Source organism: Cohaesibacter sp. ES.047, from assembly GCF_900215505.1.
Taxonomy (GTDB): Bacteria; Pseudomonadota; Alphaproteobacteria; order Rhizobiales; family Cohaesibacteraceae; genus Cohaesibacter.
The window spans coordinates 3,342,646-3,357,719 of the sequence record NZ_LT907844.1; the positions used below are offsets into that span (position 1 = coordinate 3,342,646).

Genomic DNA, 15,074 nt, shown 5'->3' on the forward strand with positions numbered 1-15,074 from the left:
GGCGATGCCCTTGGGTGGTTTGGATTGGAGCCTAATGATGCGGCAAATATTCAGGAAACTCCATGAAAAAAGACAAGCCTTTAGGCACCGATTGGGAAGCCATTCGGTGCCAATGCAATCAGGCTGACCGACCAAGCTTTGCAGCGATTGCTCGACAGCACGGCATATCGATCACCAAGCTGCGCCATATGCGGAAGCGTTGGACCGAGGCGGACGAAACGACAACCAACGGGGACAAACCGAAAACTGATGAAGATCCGGCGCAAACATCCGGTTCTTCAGAGCATCAGTCTCTGGTCCAGCGCCTCTATCAGGCAACCGATCGTCAGATCCGACACCTCGAAGGGCAGTTTGTGAGCGGTGAAGCAGCGTTCGATGAGAAGGAAGCCCGTATGCTCGGGACGATCGCACGGACGCTTGAGAAAATTCTCGCGCTGCAGCCCAGAGAAGACAAAGGGACCAACGGCAAATCCAAAACAACCGCAAAGACGGAGCCTGCAGATGGAGCAGCCAGTGACGCAACCGATCTTGACGCCCTCCGCCAGGATCTTGCGCAGCGCATTGACCGCTTGCAACAGGCAACAAAAAACACAATTGCTGTCGAGTCTTAGCGGAACAGAATTGGCGGCACTCTTCAGCGATTGGGAGATCTGGGCTCGTCCCGACCAATTGCCGCCGCCCGGAGACTGGATCACTTGGCTCGTTATGGGGGGCAGGGGCGCGGGCAAAACCCGCACCGGTGCTGAATGGATCAAGGCGCTGGTTCAAGGGCGGGCTCCATTCACGGATCATGCCTACGGGCGGATCGCTCTGATCGGTGAGACCCTCAATGATGCTAGGGAAGTAATGGTAGAAGGCGTCTCGGGTCTTCTATCAATCCACGCGCGGCATGAACGACCGACTTGGCTGCCAACCCGCAGACGGCTTGAATGGCCCAATGGCGCGATTGCTCAGATCTTCTCCGCCGAAGACCCCGAAAGCCTTCGGGGACCACAGTTCGATGCGGCATGGGGTGATGAGGTGGCGAAATGGAAACGCGCCGATGCGACGTGGGACATGCTGCAATTCGGGCTGAGGCTCGGTTCCCGGCCGCGCCAGATCGCAACCACGACACCAAGGCCAACCCCACTCATCAAGCGGCTGCTCAAGGACCCGAAAACGGTGACAACCCATGCGGAAACCCGCGCCAATGTAGCCAATCTGGCACCGGGATTTCTCGAAACCATCGTGCGCCGCTACGAAGGCTCTCGGTTGGGTCGTCAGGAGCTGAACGGGGAATTGATCGAGGATCGCGCTGATGCCTTGTGGCAACGGGATCAACTCGACCGACTGCGGGTGGACGAAGCTCCCGAAGGGCTTGCCCGCATTGTTGTCGCCATCGATCCGCCTGCGACATCCACCAAGGGAGCGGACGCCTGCGGCATCATCGCGGCTGGCATCACCTCTGAGGGCACCTGCTACATCCTTAGGGACAGCAGTCTCTCGGAGGTCAGCCCAACCGGGTGGGCCACAAAGGCCATTGGGCTTTATCACCGTCTTGCGGCCAACAGCGTCATTGCTGAGGTCAATCAGGGTGGTGAAATGGTCACGACGATCCTTGCGGGAATCGATGCGTCCGTCGCCGTTCATCCGGTGCGTGCCAATCGCGGCAAATACCTGCGAGCTGAACCGGTTTCGGCACTCTACGAGCAGGGCAGAGTGCACCATGTCGGCAATCTTGCCGAGCTGGAAGATGAAATGTGTGACTTCGGCCTCAGCGGCCTCACATCGGGAAAAAGCCCGGATCGGCTCGATGCAATGGTCTGGGCGGTAACCCATCTGTGTCTGGGCGAACAGTCAGAACCCAAGGTTCGCTCGCTCTCATAAGCTCTCTTGAAAAGAAGGAAAATGCGCATGCTTGGCTGGACCTTGAAGGGACCGCTATGGCCCCGCAGATCCAATGATCCAACGGCTATAAATCAGCCGGAAACAAAGCTGGAAGCGAAGAGCTCCAGAACAGGGGCTTTGCTGGCGTTTCATCGCACAGGCCGCCCGATGTGGACGCCGCGCGATTATGGCACTCTCGCAAGAGAAGGTTACGCGCGCAATCCGATTGTCTATCGTTCCATCCGCATGATTTCTGAAGCGACCGCCTCTGTGCCGATTCTTTGCCAGATTGGTGAGGAACGCTTTACTGATCATCCTGCTTTGCACCTGATGGCGCGACCCAATCCCAAACAGGGCGGAGCGGATTGGCTGGAGGAGATCGTCGGCCACCTGCTTGTGTCCGGCAACGCCTATGCCGAAGCGGTGTTTGGCAGTCAGGACCTCTTGGAGCTTCACAGCCTCAGGCCAGACCGCATGAAGGTCGTGCCTGGCCCGGATGGCTGGCCGGACGCCTATGACTATTCGGTTGGAGGCAGATCCATCCGGTTCCGCCAGACCGAACCCGACAGCACGATCCCACCCATCCTGCATCTTACCCTTTTCAATCCGCAGGATGACCATTATGGCCTCAGCCCACTGGAAGCCGCCCAGACGAGCCTTGATGTTCACAATGCTGCGGCGAGCTGGAACAAGGCCCTGTTGGATAATTCGGCCCGTCCATCAGGCGCTTTGGTCTATGCCGCAGCCGAAGCGGGAAACCTGACCGATGAACAGTTCGAGCGCCTCAGGAAAGAACTCGAAGAAGGCTATCAAGGTGCGATGAATGCCGGTCGTCCTCTCCTTCTTGAAGGCGGACTTGATTGGAAAAGCATGAGCATGTCGCCGCGAGATATGGATTTCATCGATGCCAAGAACAGTGCCGCCCGAGAGATTGCGCTGGCTTTTGGCGTGCCTCCCATGCTGCTGGGGATTCCCGGTGACAACACCTATGCCAACTATGCCGAAGCCAACCGCGCCTTTTGGCGGCAAACCGTTCTGCCCCTTGCATCTCGATGCCTGCAGAGTTTGTCTCGATGGTTATCTCCTGCCTATGACACACCTTTTGAACTCAGGATCGATCTGGACCAGATCTCGGCTCTGGCCGGAGAACGGGAAGCTCTTTGGCGACGGGTAGGGGATGCGGCTTTCCTCAGTGAAGACGAAAAGCGCATGGCCGTGGGCTATGCGCCGCGCACCGGGGATGAGCTCGATCTCACTGCTGAGGAGGGGGGGAACTGATGTGGCAGAAGCTTTGCAAATCTTTGCCACCAAAGGGGATCTGGCGCATGTTGCCCTTTTTCTCTGGGCAAGTACAACCAGTGCGCTCCTCGTCTGGTGTCTGCGCGAACTGGCTGCGTCCAACCAGCGTTTCCAGGACTTTGTCGAACAGATCGCCCTTCTCACTGGAATGCTCGAAGAGTGACGGCGCATCGGCCCGGTCAAAGCGGAAATCCATGCGTCACAATGAATATGGTCCGCAGTGTCACAAGGAGGTTTTCGCCCGCTTTGCCTGCTGTCTGGAAGCGCAGATCAAATGAGTGCCGCTGCCGGCTGATCAACTGAACGAATTCATCCCCAAGCTTCGAATGAAAAGGAATGTTTCATGACCCGCACCATGTCTGTGCTGCGAGAGAAGAAGGCTGTGCCTGCAGAACTCAGCTCGATTGGCGAGGATGGCCTGTTCGAGGGATACGCATGTCTCTTTGGCAAGGAGGATCTTGGCCGCGACATCATCCGAAAGGGGGCTTTTGCCAAAAGCCTTGAACGTCGCGGTGCCAAGGGCGTGAAGCTGCTCTATCAGCATGATCCTGCACAGCCGGTTGGACAGTGGTTGGCCATTCGAGAGGATGCTACCGGGCTTTTTGTCCGCGGGCAGTTGGCGCTTGATGTCGCCAAGGCGCGCGAGGTCCACAGCATGATGAAGGCTGGGATCCTGGATGGTCTGTCCATCGGGTTCCGCACCATTCGAGGGCGCACCGACAAGAAGGCTGGCGTGCGCCATTTGAGCGAGCTTGATCTTTGGGAAATCTCCATCGTGACATTTCCCATGCAGCCCGATGCCCGCATCTCCTCAATTAAAACTGATGATCGAGCAGCGCATCACGCCGCTTTTACCTTCAGCAAACGCGAATTGGAACGCAAGCTCATGCAGGACGCTGGGCTGACGCGATCCCAAGCCCGAGGCCTGTTGGCCGAAGGGTACGCCGGCCTTAATGGCAAGCAGGACGCTGCCCGTTTTACGCCGCAATCCACTCTGGCCAATCTGCACCGCATGACGCTGATGGTGCGTCATGCGACCCGCAAGCTGGCCTGACACCCATCACAATTCTGACCATTTCAGAGAATGAGGCAACACTCATGACCAATCATTTCCCGTCGTCTCCCGAGACGAAATCAATCAGCGACCCTGATATCAGCGGGGCGTTCGAAGACTTCCTGCACTCGTTCGAGGCCTTTAAGGATGCCAATGACGAACGGCTGAACCAGATCGAGAAACGGTCTGCAGATGTTCTGACCGACCACAAGGTTGACCGCATTTCGAAAGCACTCGACGATCAGCAGGCGGCTCTCGACAATCTTATCCTGAAGGCTCGCCGCCCGAACCTTGCCGCAACCTTCGGTGGGGCAGGGCTTTCGGTCAATGCCGTCGAACATAAGGCTGCGTTTGATCGCTACATCCGCAACGGCTCGGACGCGGATCTTCGGCAGCTCGAAGCCAAGGCCATGTCGATCAGTTCCGATCCAGATGGCGGCTATCTCGTCCCCGAACAGGTTGAAGCCGAGGTCGGCAAACGCCTCGCCGCTGTCTCGCCCATCCGAGCCATCGCGGATGTTCGCGAAGTATCCGGTTCGGTTCTCAAGAAACCCTTCTCCATCGCGGGGCCTGCTGTCGGTTGGGTCGGTGAGACGGCGTCTCGGCCGCAGACCGATGCCTCGACCCTCGCAGAGCTGAGCTTCCCGACGATGGAACTCTATGCGATGCCAGCAGCAACGCCGAGCCTTCTCGATGATGCCGCTGTCAATATTGATGAATGGATCGCGGCAGAAGTCGAAACCGCCTTTGCCCAGCAGGAAGGCACTGCATTCGTCACCGGTGACGGGATCAACAAGCCCACCGGTTTCATGTCGGCCACCAAGGTTGTCGAAGACAGCTGGACCTGGGGCAAGCTGGGCTCCATCTCCACTGGTGTGGCCGGTGCGTTTGCTGCAAGTGATCCGGGTGATCACCTTGTCGATCTTATCTATACCCTCAAGGCGGGCTATCGCCAGAATGCCCAGTTCGTCATGAACCGCAGCACGCAAGCGGCCGTCCGTAAGCTCAAGGACAGTGACGGCAACTATCTGTGGCTGCCTCCAGCGTCTGTTGGTGCCAAGGCTTCCCTGATGAACTTTGCCATCACCGAAGCCGAGGATATGCCGGATATGGAAGCTGATGCCTACGCCATCGCGTTCGGCGATTTCAAACGTGGCTATCTGATCGTCGACCGCCTCGGGCTGCGCATCCTGCGTGATCCTTACTCTGCCAAGCCTTATGTCCTCTTCTACACCACCAAACGTGTCGGTGGCGGCATCCAGGACTTTGACGCGATCAAGCTGTTGCAGTTCGCAGCCTGATCCTGACCTCCCCAGAGGGCGGGCCATCGGGCCCACCCTACCTTGACGCCCTTTCCGGAGTGCCTCCCGCCGGTGAGGGCGTCATTCTTTTCGTCTCCAGCTTTGTTGAAGGGCACGATCCATGAGCCTCAGTCTCCTCTCTCCACCATTGGTGGAGCCGGTCAGCCTCGCCGAAACGAAGGCCTTCATGAAAATCGAACAGGATCACGATGACGATCTTCTTCGGGCATTTGTGAGTGCTGCCCGTGTACATCTCGAGCATCTGACGGGCCAGCGCTTCATCACCCAGAGCTGGCGCCTGCTGCTGGAAGGGCCGCTTCCGGACCGCATAATCCTGCCTGTTCAGCCGGTCTCATCAATCCTTGAAGCAGCAATTCTCAATGACACTGGTGATCTCATCGGACTGGGCAGCCAAAGCTTCGCGATCTACCAACGCGATTGTCCGGCAACACTGTCCAACCTCAATGGTCTTCTGCTCACAACCGGGCAGCGCCTGCAACTGGATCTTGAGGTTGGCTTCGGACCGACGGCAGAAGATGTGCCATCTCCTCTGCGCCATGCGATGAAACTGGTCGTGGCCGAATGGTATGAACGCCGATTGATTGCCGATCCGAGCCGGTTGCCGTCTCTTGCGGCGGCGCTGCAGCCACTCATAGGCCCCTACAAGTCGGTGCGTTTATAGGAGATGATGATGGCTAGCATTCCCATTGAGCGCCTCATTTTCGATCCGGCCGGACTAAAACACCGGATCGCTTTTTCAAAACCGGTTTTTCCAAGCGATGCACCTTGGGACCGGGAGAGCGGATATCAAGATATTGCAGAAGTCTGGGCTGGACTGATCGAAGTCGCCGCAAGCGAAAGAGCCGAGGCCGATCAGCGTTCAACAAGCCGCGAGATCAGCTTTGTTGTGCGCTATGGCGACGATCTCGGCGACGCAACGAGGCTGATGTTTGAGGGGCAGATGTTCGACCTGCTTACGCTTCATGACCCGGACGGATGCAAGCATTGGCTCGTTGTAAAGGCTCGGAGTGCTTTGGGCCATGAATAGCAAGCGACTGGTTGATCGCATTGTTGCGCAAAAGGCTTCCTCCCTTGCCGCCGCTCTCGAGAATGAAGCGCGAGAGCAAGGTGAAGCTCTCTCCGTTCTCGTTGATCCCGAACGTGGCGACGGTCGTGGCCAGAGGTTGCTTCTGTCAGCCAAGCGCCTCCTCGAACGCCATTTTGGCAGCCGAAACGAAGCGCCCGATCTTCTGGTGAGCCGTCTCATCCAGTCGCTGGCTCAAAAACAAAGGCAAGAAAGATGATTTTGGCAGCTCGAAGTCTAGAACAGGCGCTCTTTGCGATTTTGAAAGCGGACAGCACGCTCTCGTCCTTGCTGGGCGGTCTCAGGCTCTATGACGAACCACGTCGCGATAGTGCCTATCCCTACCTGACACTTGCAACCAGCTACTCGCGGGACCGAAGTACAGGCACAGAGCGTGGAGAAGAGCATCGCATCCTCATAACCGTATGGGCCGGGTCCAGAGATCGCAAGCTGCTGCAGGACATACTCGCCCGCTTGCGCGTGATTCTTGATGACCCGGCCCTGTCGCTGGCGGATCATCATCTGGTTCTCCTGATGATTGAGCGCTTTGACATTCGTGCTGATCGCAAAAATCGGTTGTCGCAGGGCATTCTCCAGTTGCGTGCGGTAACCGAAGACCTTCCATCCTGACTTCAACATCGAGACATTCGTCTCACTTCAAGGAGATGCATTCATGACAGCTCAGAAGGGCAAGGACCTTTTGCTCAAGGTTCGCAATCAAAGTGATGATGCCTACGTCACCGTTGCGGGATTGCGGGCCCGCTCCATTTCATTCAATGCCGAAAGCGTCGATATCAGCCACGCCGAGTCTGCAGGACGTTGGCGGGAGTTGCTGGAAGGGGCAGGCATGCGCCGTGCCAGCCTGTCAGGTAGCGGGCTGTTCAAGGATGAAGAAAGCGATGAGCGTATCCGTTCGCTGTTCTTCGACGGCAAAATTGTCAGTTGGCAGATTATCGTTCCGGATTTCGGTGAGCTCATCGGCCCTTTCCAGATCACGGCTCTGGAATATTCGGGCAATCACGACGCCGAGGTCACGTTCGAGTTGGCCATGGAATCTGCAGGTGCGCTGGCCTTTGTTCCAGCCTCGAGCTGATCTCAACCAATCCGAAAGGCAATGAACATGGCGAACCGACGTCGGGGCGAAGTAACGCTCATCCTTGATGGTAGCCCCCTTATCCTCTGCCTCACTCTTGGTGCTCTGGCCGAGCTGGAAGACAGCATGGGCCTTGCCAATATTGGCGAACTGGCCGACCGTTTCTCTGCCGGCAAAGTCCGCAGCGCCGATCTGGTCAAGATTCTGGGAGCCGCCTTAAGAGCTGGCGGCACAAACATCACGGACCAACAGGCTGCACGCATGCGCTGCGAAGGAGGGGCTGCGGCCCTGACAAAGGCGCTGGTCGATGTCTTGCGTCTGGCCTTTGATCCCGCGTCAGGCAACGAGCACCCACCGCATTCCATTGATACAGCTCTCGGATCAAACGGGGAGGCGAGCAACGCAAACCCCGCCTAGGCCGGTCTGACACAGCCGGATCGGCCATCAAAGCCAGCAATTTTCCTTGGGAACTCGTCCTTACCGTCGCCATGCGCCAGTTTGGCTGGCCGCCATACCATGTCTGGCAAATGACACCAAGGGAAGTGCTTATGGCAACAGCAACATCCCTCAGCGCATCGAAGACACCAAGTCGAAACGAGCTGGATGCCCTGGCGGCCCGCTTTCCTGATATGAGGAGCACACATGACAGATGAAGTCGTCGAAACTGCCGTTGTGCAGATTGAAGCCGATATCACAGCCTTCGCGAAAGATATGTCAGCCGCTCAAAAAGAAGCCGATATGCTTGGCGATAAGGTTTCCCGCGCCATGCAAAAGGCCTTGATGGGGAGTGCTGATCTGGAGACGGTATTCAAAAATCTCGCGCTTGATATATCAAGAAGTGCTTTTTCAGCCGGCATCTCTCCGCTAAAGGATCTGGTTTCCGGTTCCGTTTCCAACGTTGTATCAGGTCTCTTCTCCGCACTGGGGTTGTCGGCTTCGGGCTCATCCTCTCTTTTTGGGAGTATTTTTCCCTTCGCCAATGGAGGTGTAGTCGCAGGAACGACGTTGTTTCCCATGCAGTCCGGACTGGGCATGATGGGAGAGGCCGGGCCCGAGGCGATCATGCCGTTGCAGCGAGGATCGGACGGCCGGCTTGGTGTAGCCACGAGTGGCAATGGCGCAAGGCCCGTTTCGATTGTGATGAACGTCACAACACCGGACGCGGCCTCCTTCGCAAAATCGGAAAATCAAATCGCAACCAAACTCGCCCGCGCCGTCGGACGGGGACGACGCGGGCTATAAGGTTGGCAGTTGACGAGGAGGTTCCCGGTCACCAACAAGCTGGCAGGGAGAAAACTCGACAGGTCATGCCCGGTCAGCTCCCGGTAGCCTCATAGACACGACACTCTGCACAGCGCGGACACTATCCCATGCACCGTGTGCCCTCTCTTTGATCAACGTCAAACCGTACGCTCCCCTTAAACTCATTCCAGAGCTATGCCCATGAACGGATTTCACGAAACACTTTTTCCGCTTGATGTCGGTTTCGGTGCATCAGGTGGGCCTGAACGCCGCACCGACATAGCGACGTTGTCATCAGGCTATGAGGAACGCAACGCCCGCTGGCAAAACCCAAGGCGGAGCTATGATGCTGGAACCGGGGTAAGGTCCTTCACTGATTTGCAATCGGTGCTGTCCTTCTTCGAAGAGCGACGGGGTCGATTAAATGGCTTTCGCTTCCGCGATCCCTTCGACCATTCTTCCTGTGCGACCGGATCTATCATTTCGCCCCTTGATCAGGTCATTGCGGTTGGTGACGGCGAGACGCAAACCTTTCAGCTGAAAAAGACTTACGGCGGACTTTTTGCTCCTTATGCGCGGTTGATTGCCAAGCCGGTTCAAGGAACCGTTCGTTTGGCGCTTGCGGGCATCGAAACGCATGACTTTTCCATCGATACCACGCAGGGCGTCATCAGTTTGATGATGGCTCCCGAAACCGGTGTTTCCATCACCGCTGGCTTCATGTTCGACGTGCCTGTCCGGTTTGACACTGACAAGCTGGAATTCTCGATCAGCGGTTTTGATGCTGGCGACATTCCCTCAATACCCTTGGTGGAGATACGCTTGTGAAAGACCTTAACCCTTCCCTTCAAAATCATCTGGCAAGCGGTGTTGCAACCCTTGCTTTCTGCTGGATTCTGCGTCGCGGTGATGGCGTGGCTTTGGGCTTTACGGATCATGACATGCCGATCGAGCTGAATGGCGTGACGTGTGAACCTGCATCTGGCTTCAATGGCACTGAAATCCGCCAAAGTGCGAGTTTTGCAAGCGATGATCAGGAGGTGACCGGGGTCCTGTCGTCTGATCGCATCACGGAAACAGATCTGATCAGTGGGCGCTATGACGGTGCCAGGATCGAAACCTGGCGGGTCAACTGGACCGATGCCACGCAAACGGTATTGCTGCGCGAAGGCTATCTTGGCGAGATCAAGCGGGACAGACAATCCTTTCAGGTTGAAATTCGATCATTGTCTGTCGCACTCGAACAGGAGAGGGGCCGGGTTTATCAATACACATGTGACGCGACACTCGGGGATGCGCGGTGCGGGGTCGATCTTTCCGCTGCAAGCCATGGGTTTACGGGGACGATTGCTGCCATGTCTTCGCCAACGCTTGTTTCGGTTGATGTGTCGGGTATGCCAAACATGAGTTTTGCCAGAGGATCGCTGCACATCAAATCCGGCGATGCTGAAGGCATGTCATTCGATGTCCTTGGTCATTCGGCGGAGGGTAATGCTGACAATCTCGAGCTTTGGCTGCCCATCCATTCGGGTGCCAAAGTCGGAGATATGGTTCGCGTCACTGTGGGGTGTGACAAGACCTTCCGGACCTGTCGCGAGTGTTTTGCCAATCAAAACAATTTTCGCGGCTTTCCGCACATGCCGGGCAACGATTTCATCATCAGCTACCCCGAGCAGCGGAGTTCTAGCAATGGTGAGAGCCTTGGTTTGCTATAATAAACAGGGGCTAGGGCGAGCCGATACGGTCTTGCGCCAGCGCGTCATCGATGAAGCCTTGAGTTGGACGGGAACGCCTTACACGCATCAGGCCAGTTGCAAAGGCGCCGGGTGCGATTGTCTCGGTTTGATCCGGGGTGTCTACCGCGCCTTCTGGCTCGAGCCCGAGACACCACCACCCTACAGCCCTGATTGGGCCGAAGCGGGCGGCAGGGAAACATTAGCCGAAGCGGCGCACCGCTATCTCATTCCGGTGCCGATTGCAGCAAGAACGCCCGGTGATGTTCTGCTGTTCCGATACAAGCGCGGCTTTCCAGCCAAACACGCGGGCATATTGATCAACCCGACGCAGTTCCTTCATGCCCAGCATGGCGGTTCCGTTGTGCTCGCTTCGCTCAATTCGTGGTGGCTGCGCCATATTGCCTTTGTCTTTTCATTCCCCTCCGATGGTCTTTGATCATCCGGTGACTTCAGGATCTCTATCATGACCACACTTGTCCTCAAATCTGCGGGCAGCCTAATCGGTGGCGCACTCTTTGGTCCCTTTGGCGCACTGATCGGTGGGGCTTTGGGAGCCGGAGTAGGCTACTCCATCGATCAATCGCTGTTCGGTGAAAGTCGCTCGGTCAAGGGTCCCCGTCTGTCGGACTTGAAGGTTCAGACGTCCACCGAGGGTAGCCCGATTGCGCGTATTTATGGCCGCACAAGGCTGACAGGTGAACTTATCTGGGCCACTGACTATGTCGAAAGGGTGACTGTACGCGAGCAGAAGACGGGTGCCTCGAAAGGGAGTAGCAGCAGCAAGGCGACAACCACCACATACAGTTACTATGCCAATTTTGCGGTCGGCCTGTGTGAAGGCCGGATCGCGCATGTGGGGCGCATTTGGGCGAACGGCAAAGAGTTGGATCTCAGGGATGTGGCCTACCGCGTCTATCTCGGCACCGAAGAGCAACTGCCTGACAGTCTGATCGAGGCGAAGGAAGGCTCGGAAAACAGCCCGGCTTATCGCGGTCTTGCCTATGTTGTGTTTGAAGAGCTTCCCCTTGACGCTTTTGGCAATCGCATTCCTCAGCTCAGTTTTGAGGTCATCCGAAGTGTCGGAGAGACCGAGGCAAACATCAAGTCTATGGTCATGATCCCCGGCGCCACAGAATTTGGCTATGATACTGAGGAAGTGTCGCGTGAAGGTTCCGAAGGACAATGGTTGACCGAGAACCGACATACTTTCGAGGGCGACACGGATTTTATTGCCTCTCTTGATCATCTCACGGCGCTGTGCCCCAACCTCGAACGCGTTGCATTGGTGGTTAGTTGGTTTGGTAGCGATCTCAGGGCAGGTGAGTGCGGCATCCGTCCCTGTGTGGACGCTTCTTCAAAGCCCACGAAAGGCGGAAGCTGGTCGGTGGCCGGACTTGATCGATCTCAAGCCAAGCTGCTCAGCCTCATAGATGGTCGGCCAGCGTATGGTGGCACGCCTTCGGACAATTCTGTCAAGAATGCCATTGCAGCCATCAAGGCCAAGGGGCTTGAGGTTGTCCTTTATCCGTTTGTGATGATGGATATTCCTGACAACAATGGTCTGCCGGATCCCTACGGAAATTTGGAACAGTCACCCTATCCCTGGCGTGGGCATATCACGTGCGATCCGGCAACAGGGCAGCCGGAGACAGCTGATCTGACCGCCAGTGCTGCAGCTCAGATATCAGATTTCTACTCGGGCACTGCGTGGAACTACCGTGATTTCATTCGTCACTACGCAAACCTTGCGAAATCCGCCGGAGGTGTCGATGCTTTCCTGATCGGTTCCGAACTCGTAGGACTGACAACTGTGCGCGATGAGACGGGCGCTTATCCGTTTGTTGGCCATTTGAAGACCCTCGCAAGCGACGTGCGCGCAATAGTCGGGCCAGATTGCAAGCTAACCTATGGAGCGGATTGGACAGAATACTTTGGTCACCAGCCAAGCAATGAGAGCGGATTTGTCCGTTATCATCTGGACCCTTTGTGGGCAGACGAAAACATTGATGCTGTTGGTATCGACAATTACATGCCCCTGTCGGACTGGCGAGCGACGGGCAGCCAGCTCGATCAGGAGCTGAGTGACACAGGGCTTGAGCTGGACTATCTGAAAGGCAATATCGCTGGCGGGGAAGGATATGATTGGTATTATGCCAACCAAGAGGACCGGGCGCAGCAAAACCGCACAGAGATCACGGACGGCTCAGCGGGCAAGCCATGGGTCTTCCGTTACAAGGATATCCGAAATTGGTGGTCCAACGAGCATTATGATCGGGACGGCGGTTTCGAGCAGGACGTGCCTACCGAATGGATACCGCAATCCAAACCCATCTGGTTTACAGAATTGGGTTGCCCCGCCGTCCATCTTGGCCCAAATCAGCCCAATCGATTTCCCGATCCCAAATCCGCCGAAAGCGGATTGCCCTATTATTCTTCGGGGGCTCGGGACGATAGTGCACAAAGAGCTCTGATTGACGCCATTCTTGGTTATTGGGCGGATGAGGTCGGCACCTCCAATCCGGTTTCGTCAGAATATGGCGGGCCCATGGTGGATCCGGATCGAATGTTTCTTTGGGCTTGGGATGCGCGCCCCTTTCCGACATTTCCTGTCGATTTGGATACCTGGTCCGATGGCGAGAGTTGGCATCGGGGCCATTGGCTCACCGGGCGTCTGGGTAACGCGCCGATTGAAGGTGTCATCCGCAACGTTCTGTCAGACTACGGTCTTGATGCTCCTGATATCCGATCCGCGCTACCGGTGATTGACGGCTTCGTTCTTGATCGGCGTATGTCTGCCCGTGCTGCTCTTGAAAGCCTTTGTGAAGGCTTCGGGATTGCCTTCACTGTACGCGGAGGAACCTTGTCCTTCTCTTCCAAGGTGAGGCGATCTGTCCTGAGCATTGACGAAGACGATCTTGCCGAAGAAGCCGAAAAGGCACTTATCGAAAAGCAGGCCCGCGCCTGGGAGGATATGTCTGCCAGCGTCACCATGTCGTTCAACGACATCTTTCTGGACTACAGACAATCGGTGGCTCGCTATGAACAACCTGCCGCGCGGACACGGCAGGACAGCTCACTATCTCTTGCAGCAATCTCCTCTCAGCCCATTATGGAAAATGTCGCAAAAGACTGGCTGCGCACGCAGACTTTTGCTCGCCATTCCGTGCAGTTTTCGCTGCCACCGTCCTTCATGGCTATTGAGCCCGGAGACGTGATATCGCTCTCTGAAGGACAGATAGGCCACACCTATCGCATTGATGAGATTGAAGAGGGTGGCTTGCGTCATGTAACAGCAACGCTGTGCGCACCCCGGAACGCTCCGCAGATCACGCCCCGTGTTCGAACCGGCAAAGTGGTTGTTCCAGATATCATTATTCCTGTCCTCGAAAGTCTGGATCTGCCGATCCTGCCGGGAATGACAGATTATCCACATGCGCCCTATCTGGCGGTCTACTCCAAGCCTTGGAAATCCGGTTTCGCGCTCTATTCAGGCAATGGCGACCGTGGTTTTGCCTATCGCCAGTCTATTGATGTCCCTGCTGTCATGGGAGAACTGCTCACCGAGCTTCCTGGCCACAACAGCTATGTTGTTGACCGCACGACAACCTTGGATATTGAGCTTCTGGGCGGGGATCTGTCGAGTGTCGAAATGGAGGCTCTCTTCGCGGGCGCCAACGCTGCAGCCGTTCAGGCCAGCAATGGTAACTGGGAGGTTTTCCAATTCCAGACCGTTGAATTGTTTGGTGCCAACAAATGGCGTCTCGAAGGTTTGCTGCGGGGAGCTCTGGGGACGGAAGCCTCTGCGATATCAGGCGCCAAGGTCGGTGCACGCTTCATCTTGTTGGACTCCGCAATCGCATCCCTGCATGTGGAGGTGAGCCAACTGCGGAAGGACCTGCCCCACAGGGCTGTCCGATCTGGCGCTGGTCTTTCTGACCCGTCGAACCTCGATGTCGCCATCGCAGTTCCGGGGCGCGGTTTGCGACCCCTATCTCCTGTGCATTTGCGCATCAGGCGACAGAACAGCGGCGCAGTCAGCTTTAGCTGGATCCGGAGAGATCGGATTGATGCTGATAGTTGGGTTGGAAGTGCAACTCCCATGAGCGAAGCATCCGAGCGCTACGAAGTCACGATCCTGACTGCCGACGGGGTAACACTCATAAGGCAGATCGAAGTGGCGGAGCCACAGTGGACATATTCATCCGTAGATCAGGTCAGTGACAATCTCGTTTCACTGGAAGCCTTCACCGTGACTATCGCCCAGATCAGTCAGAAGCTCGGACCTGGCGACCCGCTTTCGCGTCGAATCGACCGTGCTAGCGGCATGATCAGCGACGCTGCCTGATCAGCAGAATAAACCCAATATTTCAAAATAAGGCCAACCACGAAAGGAACACAA

18 protein-coding genes are annotated in these 15,074 nt (G+C 56.5%); all 18 read left to right on the forward strand.

Annotated elements, in window-relative coordinates; translation table 11 throughout:
• The first annotated feature begins 62 nt into the window (after positions 1-62).
• Complete coding sequence (locus CPH65_RS15245) at positions 63-611, forward strand: hypothetical protein (protein ID WP_096174659.1); 549 nt, start codon at positions 63-65, stop codon at positions 609-611.
• Positions 595-1,866, forward strand: a complete 1,272-nt coding sequence (locus tag CPH65_RS15250; protein WP_244574420.1) for a DNA-packaging protein — start codon at positions 595-597, stop codon at positions 1,864-1,866. Before CPH65_RS15245 ends, CPH65_RS15250 begins: the two co-directional genes overlap by 17 nt.
• 27 nt (positions 1,867-1,893) lie before the next feature.
• Positions 1,894-3,144, forward strand: a complete 1,251-nt coding sequence (locus tag CPH65_RS15255; protein WP_244574421.1) for a phage portal protein — start codon at positions 1,894-1,896, stop codon at positions 3,142-3,144.
• A gap of 1 nt (position 3,145) precedes the next feature.
• Positions 3,146-3,328: a hypothetical protein gene (locus CPH65_RS15260; protein WP_096174667.1), complete on the forward strand. Its 183-nt coding sequence runs from the start codon at positions 3,146-3,148 to the stop codon at positions 3,326-3,328.
• Between the two features lie 180 nt (positions 3,329-3,508).
• A complete protein-coding gene (locus CPH65_RS15265) occupies positions 3,509-4,219 on the forward strand; it encodes an HK97 family phage prohead protease (protein WP_096174669.1) in 711 nt (236 codons plus the stop codon).
• Between the two features lie 44 nt (positions 4,220-4,263).
• Positions 4,264-5,520, forward strand: coding sequence for a phage major capsid protein (locus CPH65_RS15270; RefSeq protein WP_096174671.1), 1,257 nt, complete (start codon positions 4,264-4,266; stop codon positions 5,518-5,520).
• A 121-nt stretch (positions 5,521-5,641) separates the two neighbouring features.
• Positions 5,642-6,202 (forward strand): phage head-tail connector protein, encoded by a 561-nt coding sequence (locus tag CPH65_RS15275; RefSeq protein ID WP_096174672.1) that lies wholly within the window; start codon positions 5,642-5,644, stop codon positions 6,200-6,202.
• 9 nt (positions 6,203-6,211) lie between these two features.
• The gene (locus tag CPH65_RS15280) at positions 6,212-6,568 is read left to right on the forward strand and encodes a head-tail adaptor protein (protein ID WP_157747728.1); all 357 of its coding nucleotides are present in this window, start codon (positions 6,212-6,214) and stop codon (positions 6,566-6,568) included.
• Positions 6,561-6,824, forward strand: a complete 264-nt coding sequence (locus CPH65_RS15285) for a hypothetical protein (protein ID WP_096174674.1) — start codon at positions 6,561-6,563, stop codon at positions 6,822-6,824. Before CPH65_RS15280 ends, CPH65_RS15285 begins: the two co-directional genes overlap by 8 nt.
• Positions 6,825-6,826: 2 nt before the next feature.
• Positions 6,827-7,234 (forward strand): DUF3168 domain-containing protein, encoded by a 408-nt coding sequence (locus CPH65_RS15290; RefSeq protein ID WP_157747729.1) that lies wholly within the window; start codon positions 6,827-6,829, stop codon positions 7,232-7,234.
• Between the two features lie 43 nt (positions 7,235-7,277).
• Complete coding sequence (locus tag CPH65_RS15295; protein WP_096174676.1) at positions 7,278-7,697, forward strand: phage major tail protein, TP901-1 family; 420 nt, start codon at positions 7,278-7,280, stop codon at positions 7,695-7,697.
• 27 nt (positions 7,698-7,724) lie between these two features.
• On the forward strand, positions 7,725-8,114 hold the full coding sequence (locus CPH65_RS15300) for a gene transfer agent family protein (RefSeq protein WP_096176440.1): 390 nt from the start codon (positions 7,725-7,727) through the stop codon (positions 8,112-8,114).
• 26 nt (positions 8,115-8,140) lie between these two features.
• On the forward strand, positions 8,141-8,350 hold the full coding sequence (locus CPH65_RS25070; RefSeq protein ID WP_371359461.1) for a phage tail assembly chaperone: 210 nt from the start codon (positions 8,141-8,143) through the stop codon (positions 8,348-8,350).
• Positions 8,340-8,939 carry a phage tail tape measure protein gene (locus CPH65_RS15310; RefSeq protein ID WP_096174678.1) on the forward strand — a complete coding sequence of 200 codons (600 nt, stop codon included), beginning with the start codon at positions 8,340-8,342 and terminating at the stop codon, positions 8,937-8,939. Before CPH65_RS25070 ends, CPH65_RS15310 begins: the two co-directional genes overlap by 11 nt.
• Before the next feature lie 201 nt (positions 8,940-9,140).
• Positions 9,141-9,767 carry a DUF2460 domain-containing protein gene (locus CPH65_RS15315; protein ID WP_172891530.1) on the forward strand — a complete coding sequence of 209 codons (627 nt, stop codon included), beginning with the start codon at positions 9,141-9,143 and terminating at the stop codon, positions 9,765-9,767.
• Entirely contained in the window at positions 9,764-10,654 is an 891-nt protein-coding gene (locus tag CPH65_RS15320; RefSeq protein WP_096174680.1) for a DUF2163 domain-containing protein, read from the forward strand. Before CPH65_RS15315 ends, CPH65_RS15320 begins: the two co-directional genes overlap by 4 nt.
• Positions 10,629-11,111: an NlpC/P60 family protein gene (locus CPH65_RS15325; RefSeq protein WP_096174681.1), complete on the forward strand. Its 483-nt coding sequence runs from the start codon at positions 10,629-10,631 to the stop codon at positions 11,109-11,111. The genes CPH65_RS15320 and CPH65_RS15325 overlap by 26 nt, the downstream gene beginning before the upstream one ends.
• 27 nt (positions 11,112-11,138) lie before the next feature.
• The gene (locus CPH65_RS15330) at positions 11,139-15,020 is read left to right on the forward strand and encodes a glycoside hydrolase/phage tail family protein (RefSeq protein WP_096174682.1); all 3,882 of its coding nucleotides are present in this window, start codon (positions 11,139-11,141) and stop codon (positions 15,018-15,020) included.
• Positions 15,021-15,074: the final 54 nt, after the last annotated feature.

Excerpts from the sequence above, each read along its gene's own strand:
- CPH65_RS15315 (WP_172891530.1), top strand. The coding sequence starts at position 9,141 with ATGAACGGATTTCACGAAACACTTTTTCCGCTTGATGTCGGTTTCGGT.
- CPH65_RS15265 (WP_096174669.1), top strand. The coding sequence starts at position 3,509 with ATGACCCGCACCATGTCTGTGCTGCGAGAGAAGAAGGCTGTGCCTGCA.
- CPH65_RS15275 (WP_096174672.1), top strand. The coding sequence starts at position 5,642 with ATGAGCCTCAGTCTCCTCTCTCCACCATTGGTGGAGCCGGTCAGCCTC.
- CPH65_RS15310 (WP_096174678.1), top strand. The coding sequence starts at position 8,340 with ATGACAGATGAAGTCGTCGAAACTGCCGTTGTGCAGATTGAAGCCGAT.
- CPH65_RS15285 (WP_096174674.1), top strand. The coding sequence starts at position 6,561 with ATGAATAGCAAGCGACTGGTTGATCGCATTGTTGCGCAAAAGGCTTCC.
- CPH65_RS15325 (WP_096174681.1), top strand. The coding sequence starts at position 10,629 with ATGGTGAGAGCCTTGGTTTGCTATAATAAACAGGGGCTAGGGCGAGCC.
- CPH65_RS15300 (WP_096176440.1), top strand. The coding sequence starts at position 7,725 with ATGGCGAACCGACGTCGGGGCGAAGTAACGCTCATCCTTGATGGTAGC.
- CPH65_RS15270 (WP_096174671.1), top strand. The coding sequence starts at position 4,264 with ATGACCAATCATTTCCCGTCGTCTCCCGAGACGAAATCAATCAGCGAC.
- CPH65_RS15330 (WP_096174682.1), top strand. The coding sequence starts at position 11,139 with ATGACCACACTTGTCCTCAAATCTGCGGGCAGCCTAATCGGTGGCGCA.
- CPH65_RS15295 (WP_096174676.1), top strand. The coding sequence starts at position 7,278 with ATGACAGCTCAGAAGGGCAAGGACCTTTTGCTCAAGGTTCGCAATCAA.
- CPH65_RS15255 (WP_244574421.1), top strand. The coding sequence starts at position 1,894 with ATGCTTGGCTGGACCTTGAAGGGACCGCTATGGCCCCGCAGATCCAAT.
- CPH65_RS15245 (WP_096174659.1), top strand. The coding sequence starts at position 63 with ATGAAAAAAGACAAGCCTTTAGGCACCGATTGGGAAGCCATTCGGTGC.
- CPH65_RS15280 (WP_157747728.1), top strand. The coding sequence starts at position 6,212 with ATGGCTAGCATTCCCATTGAGCGCCTCATTTTCGATCCGGCCGGACTA.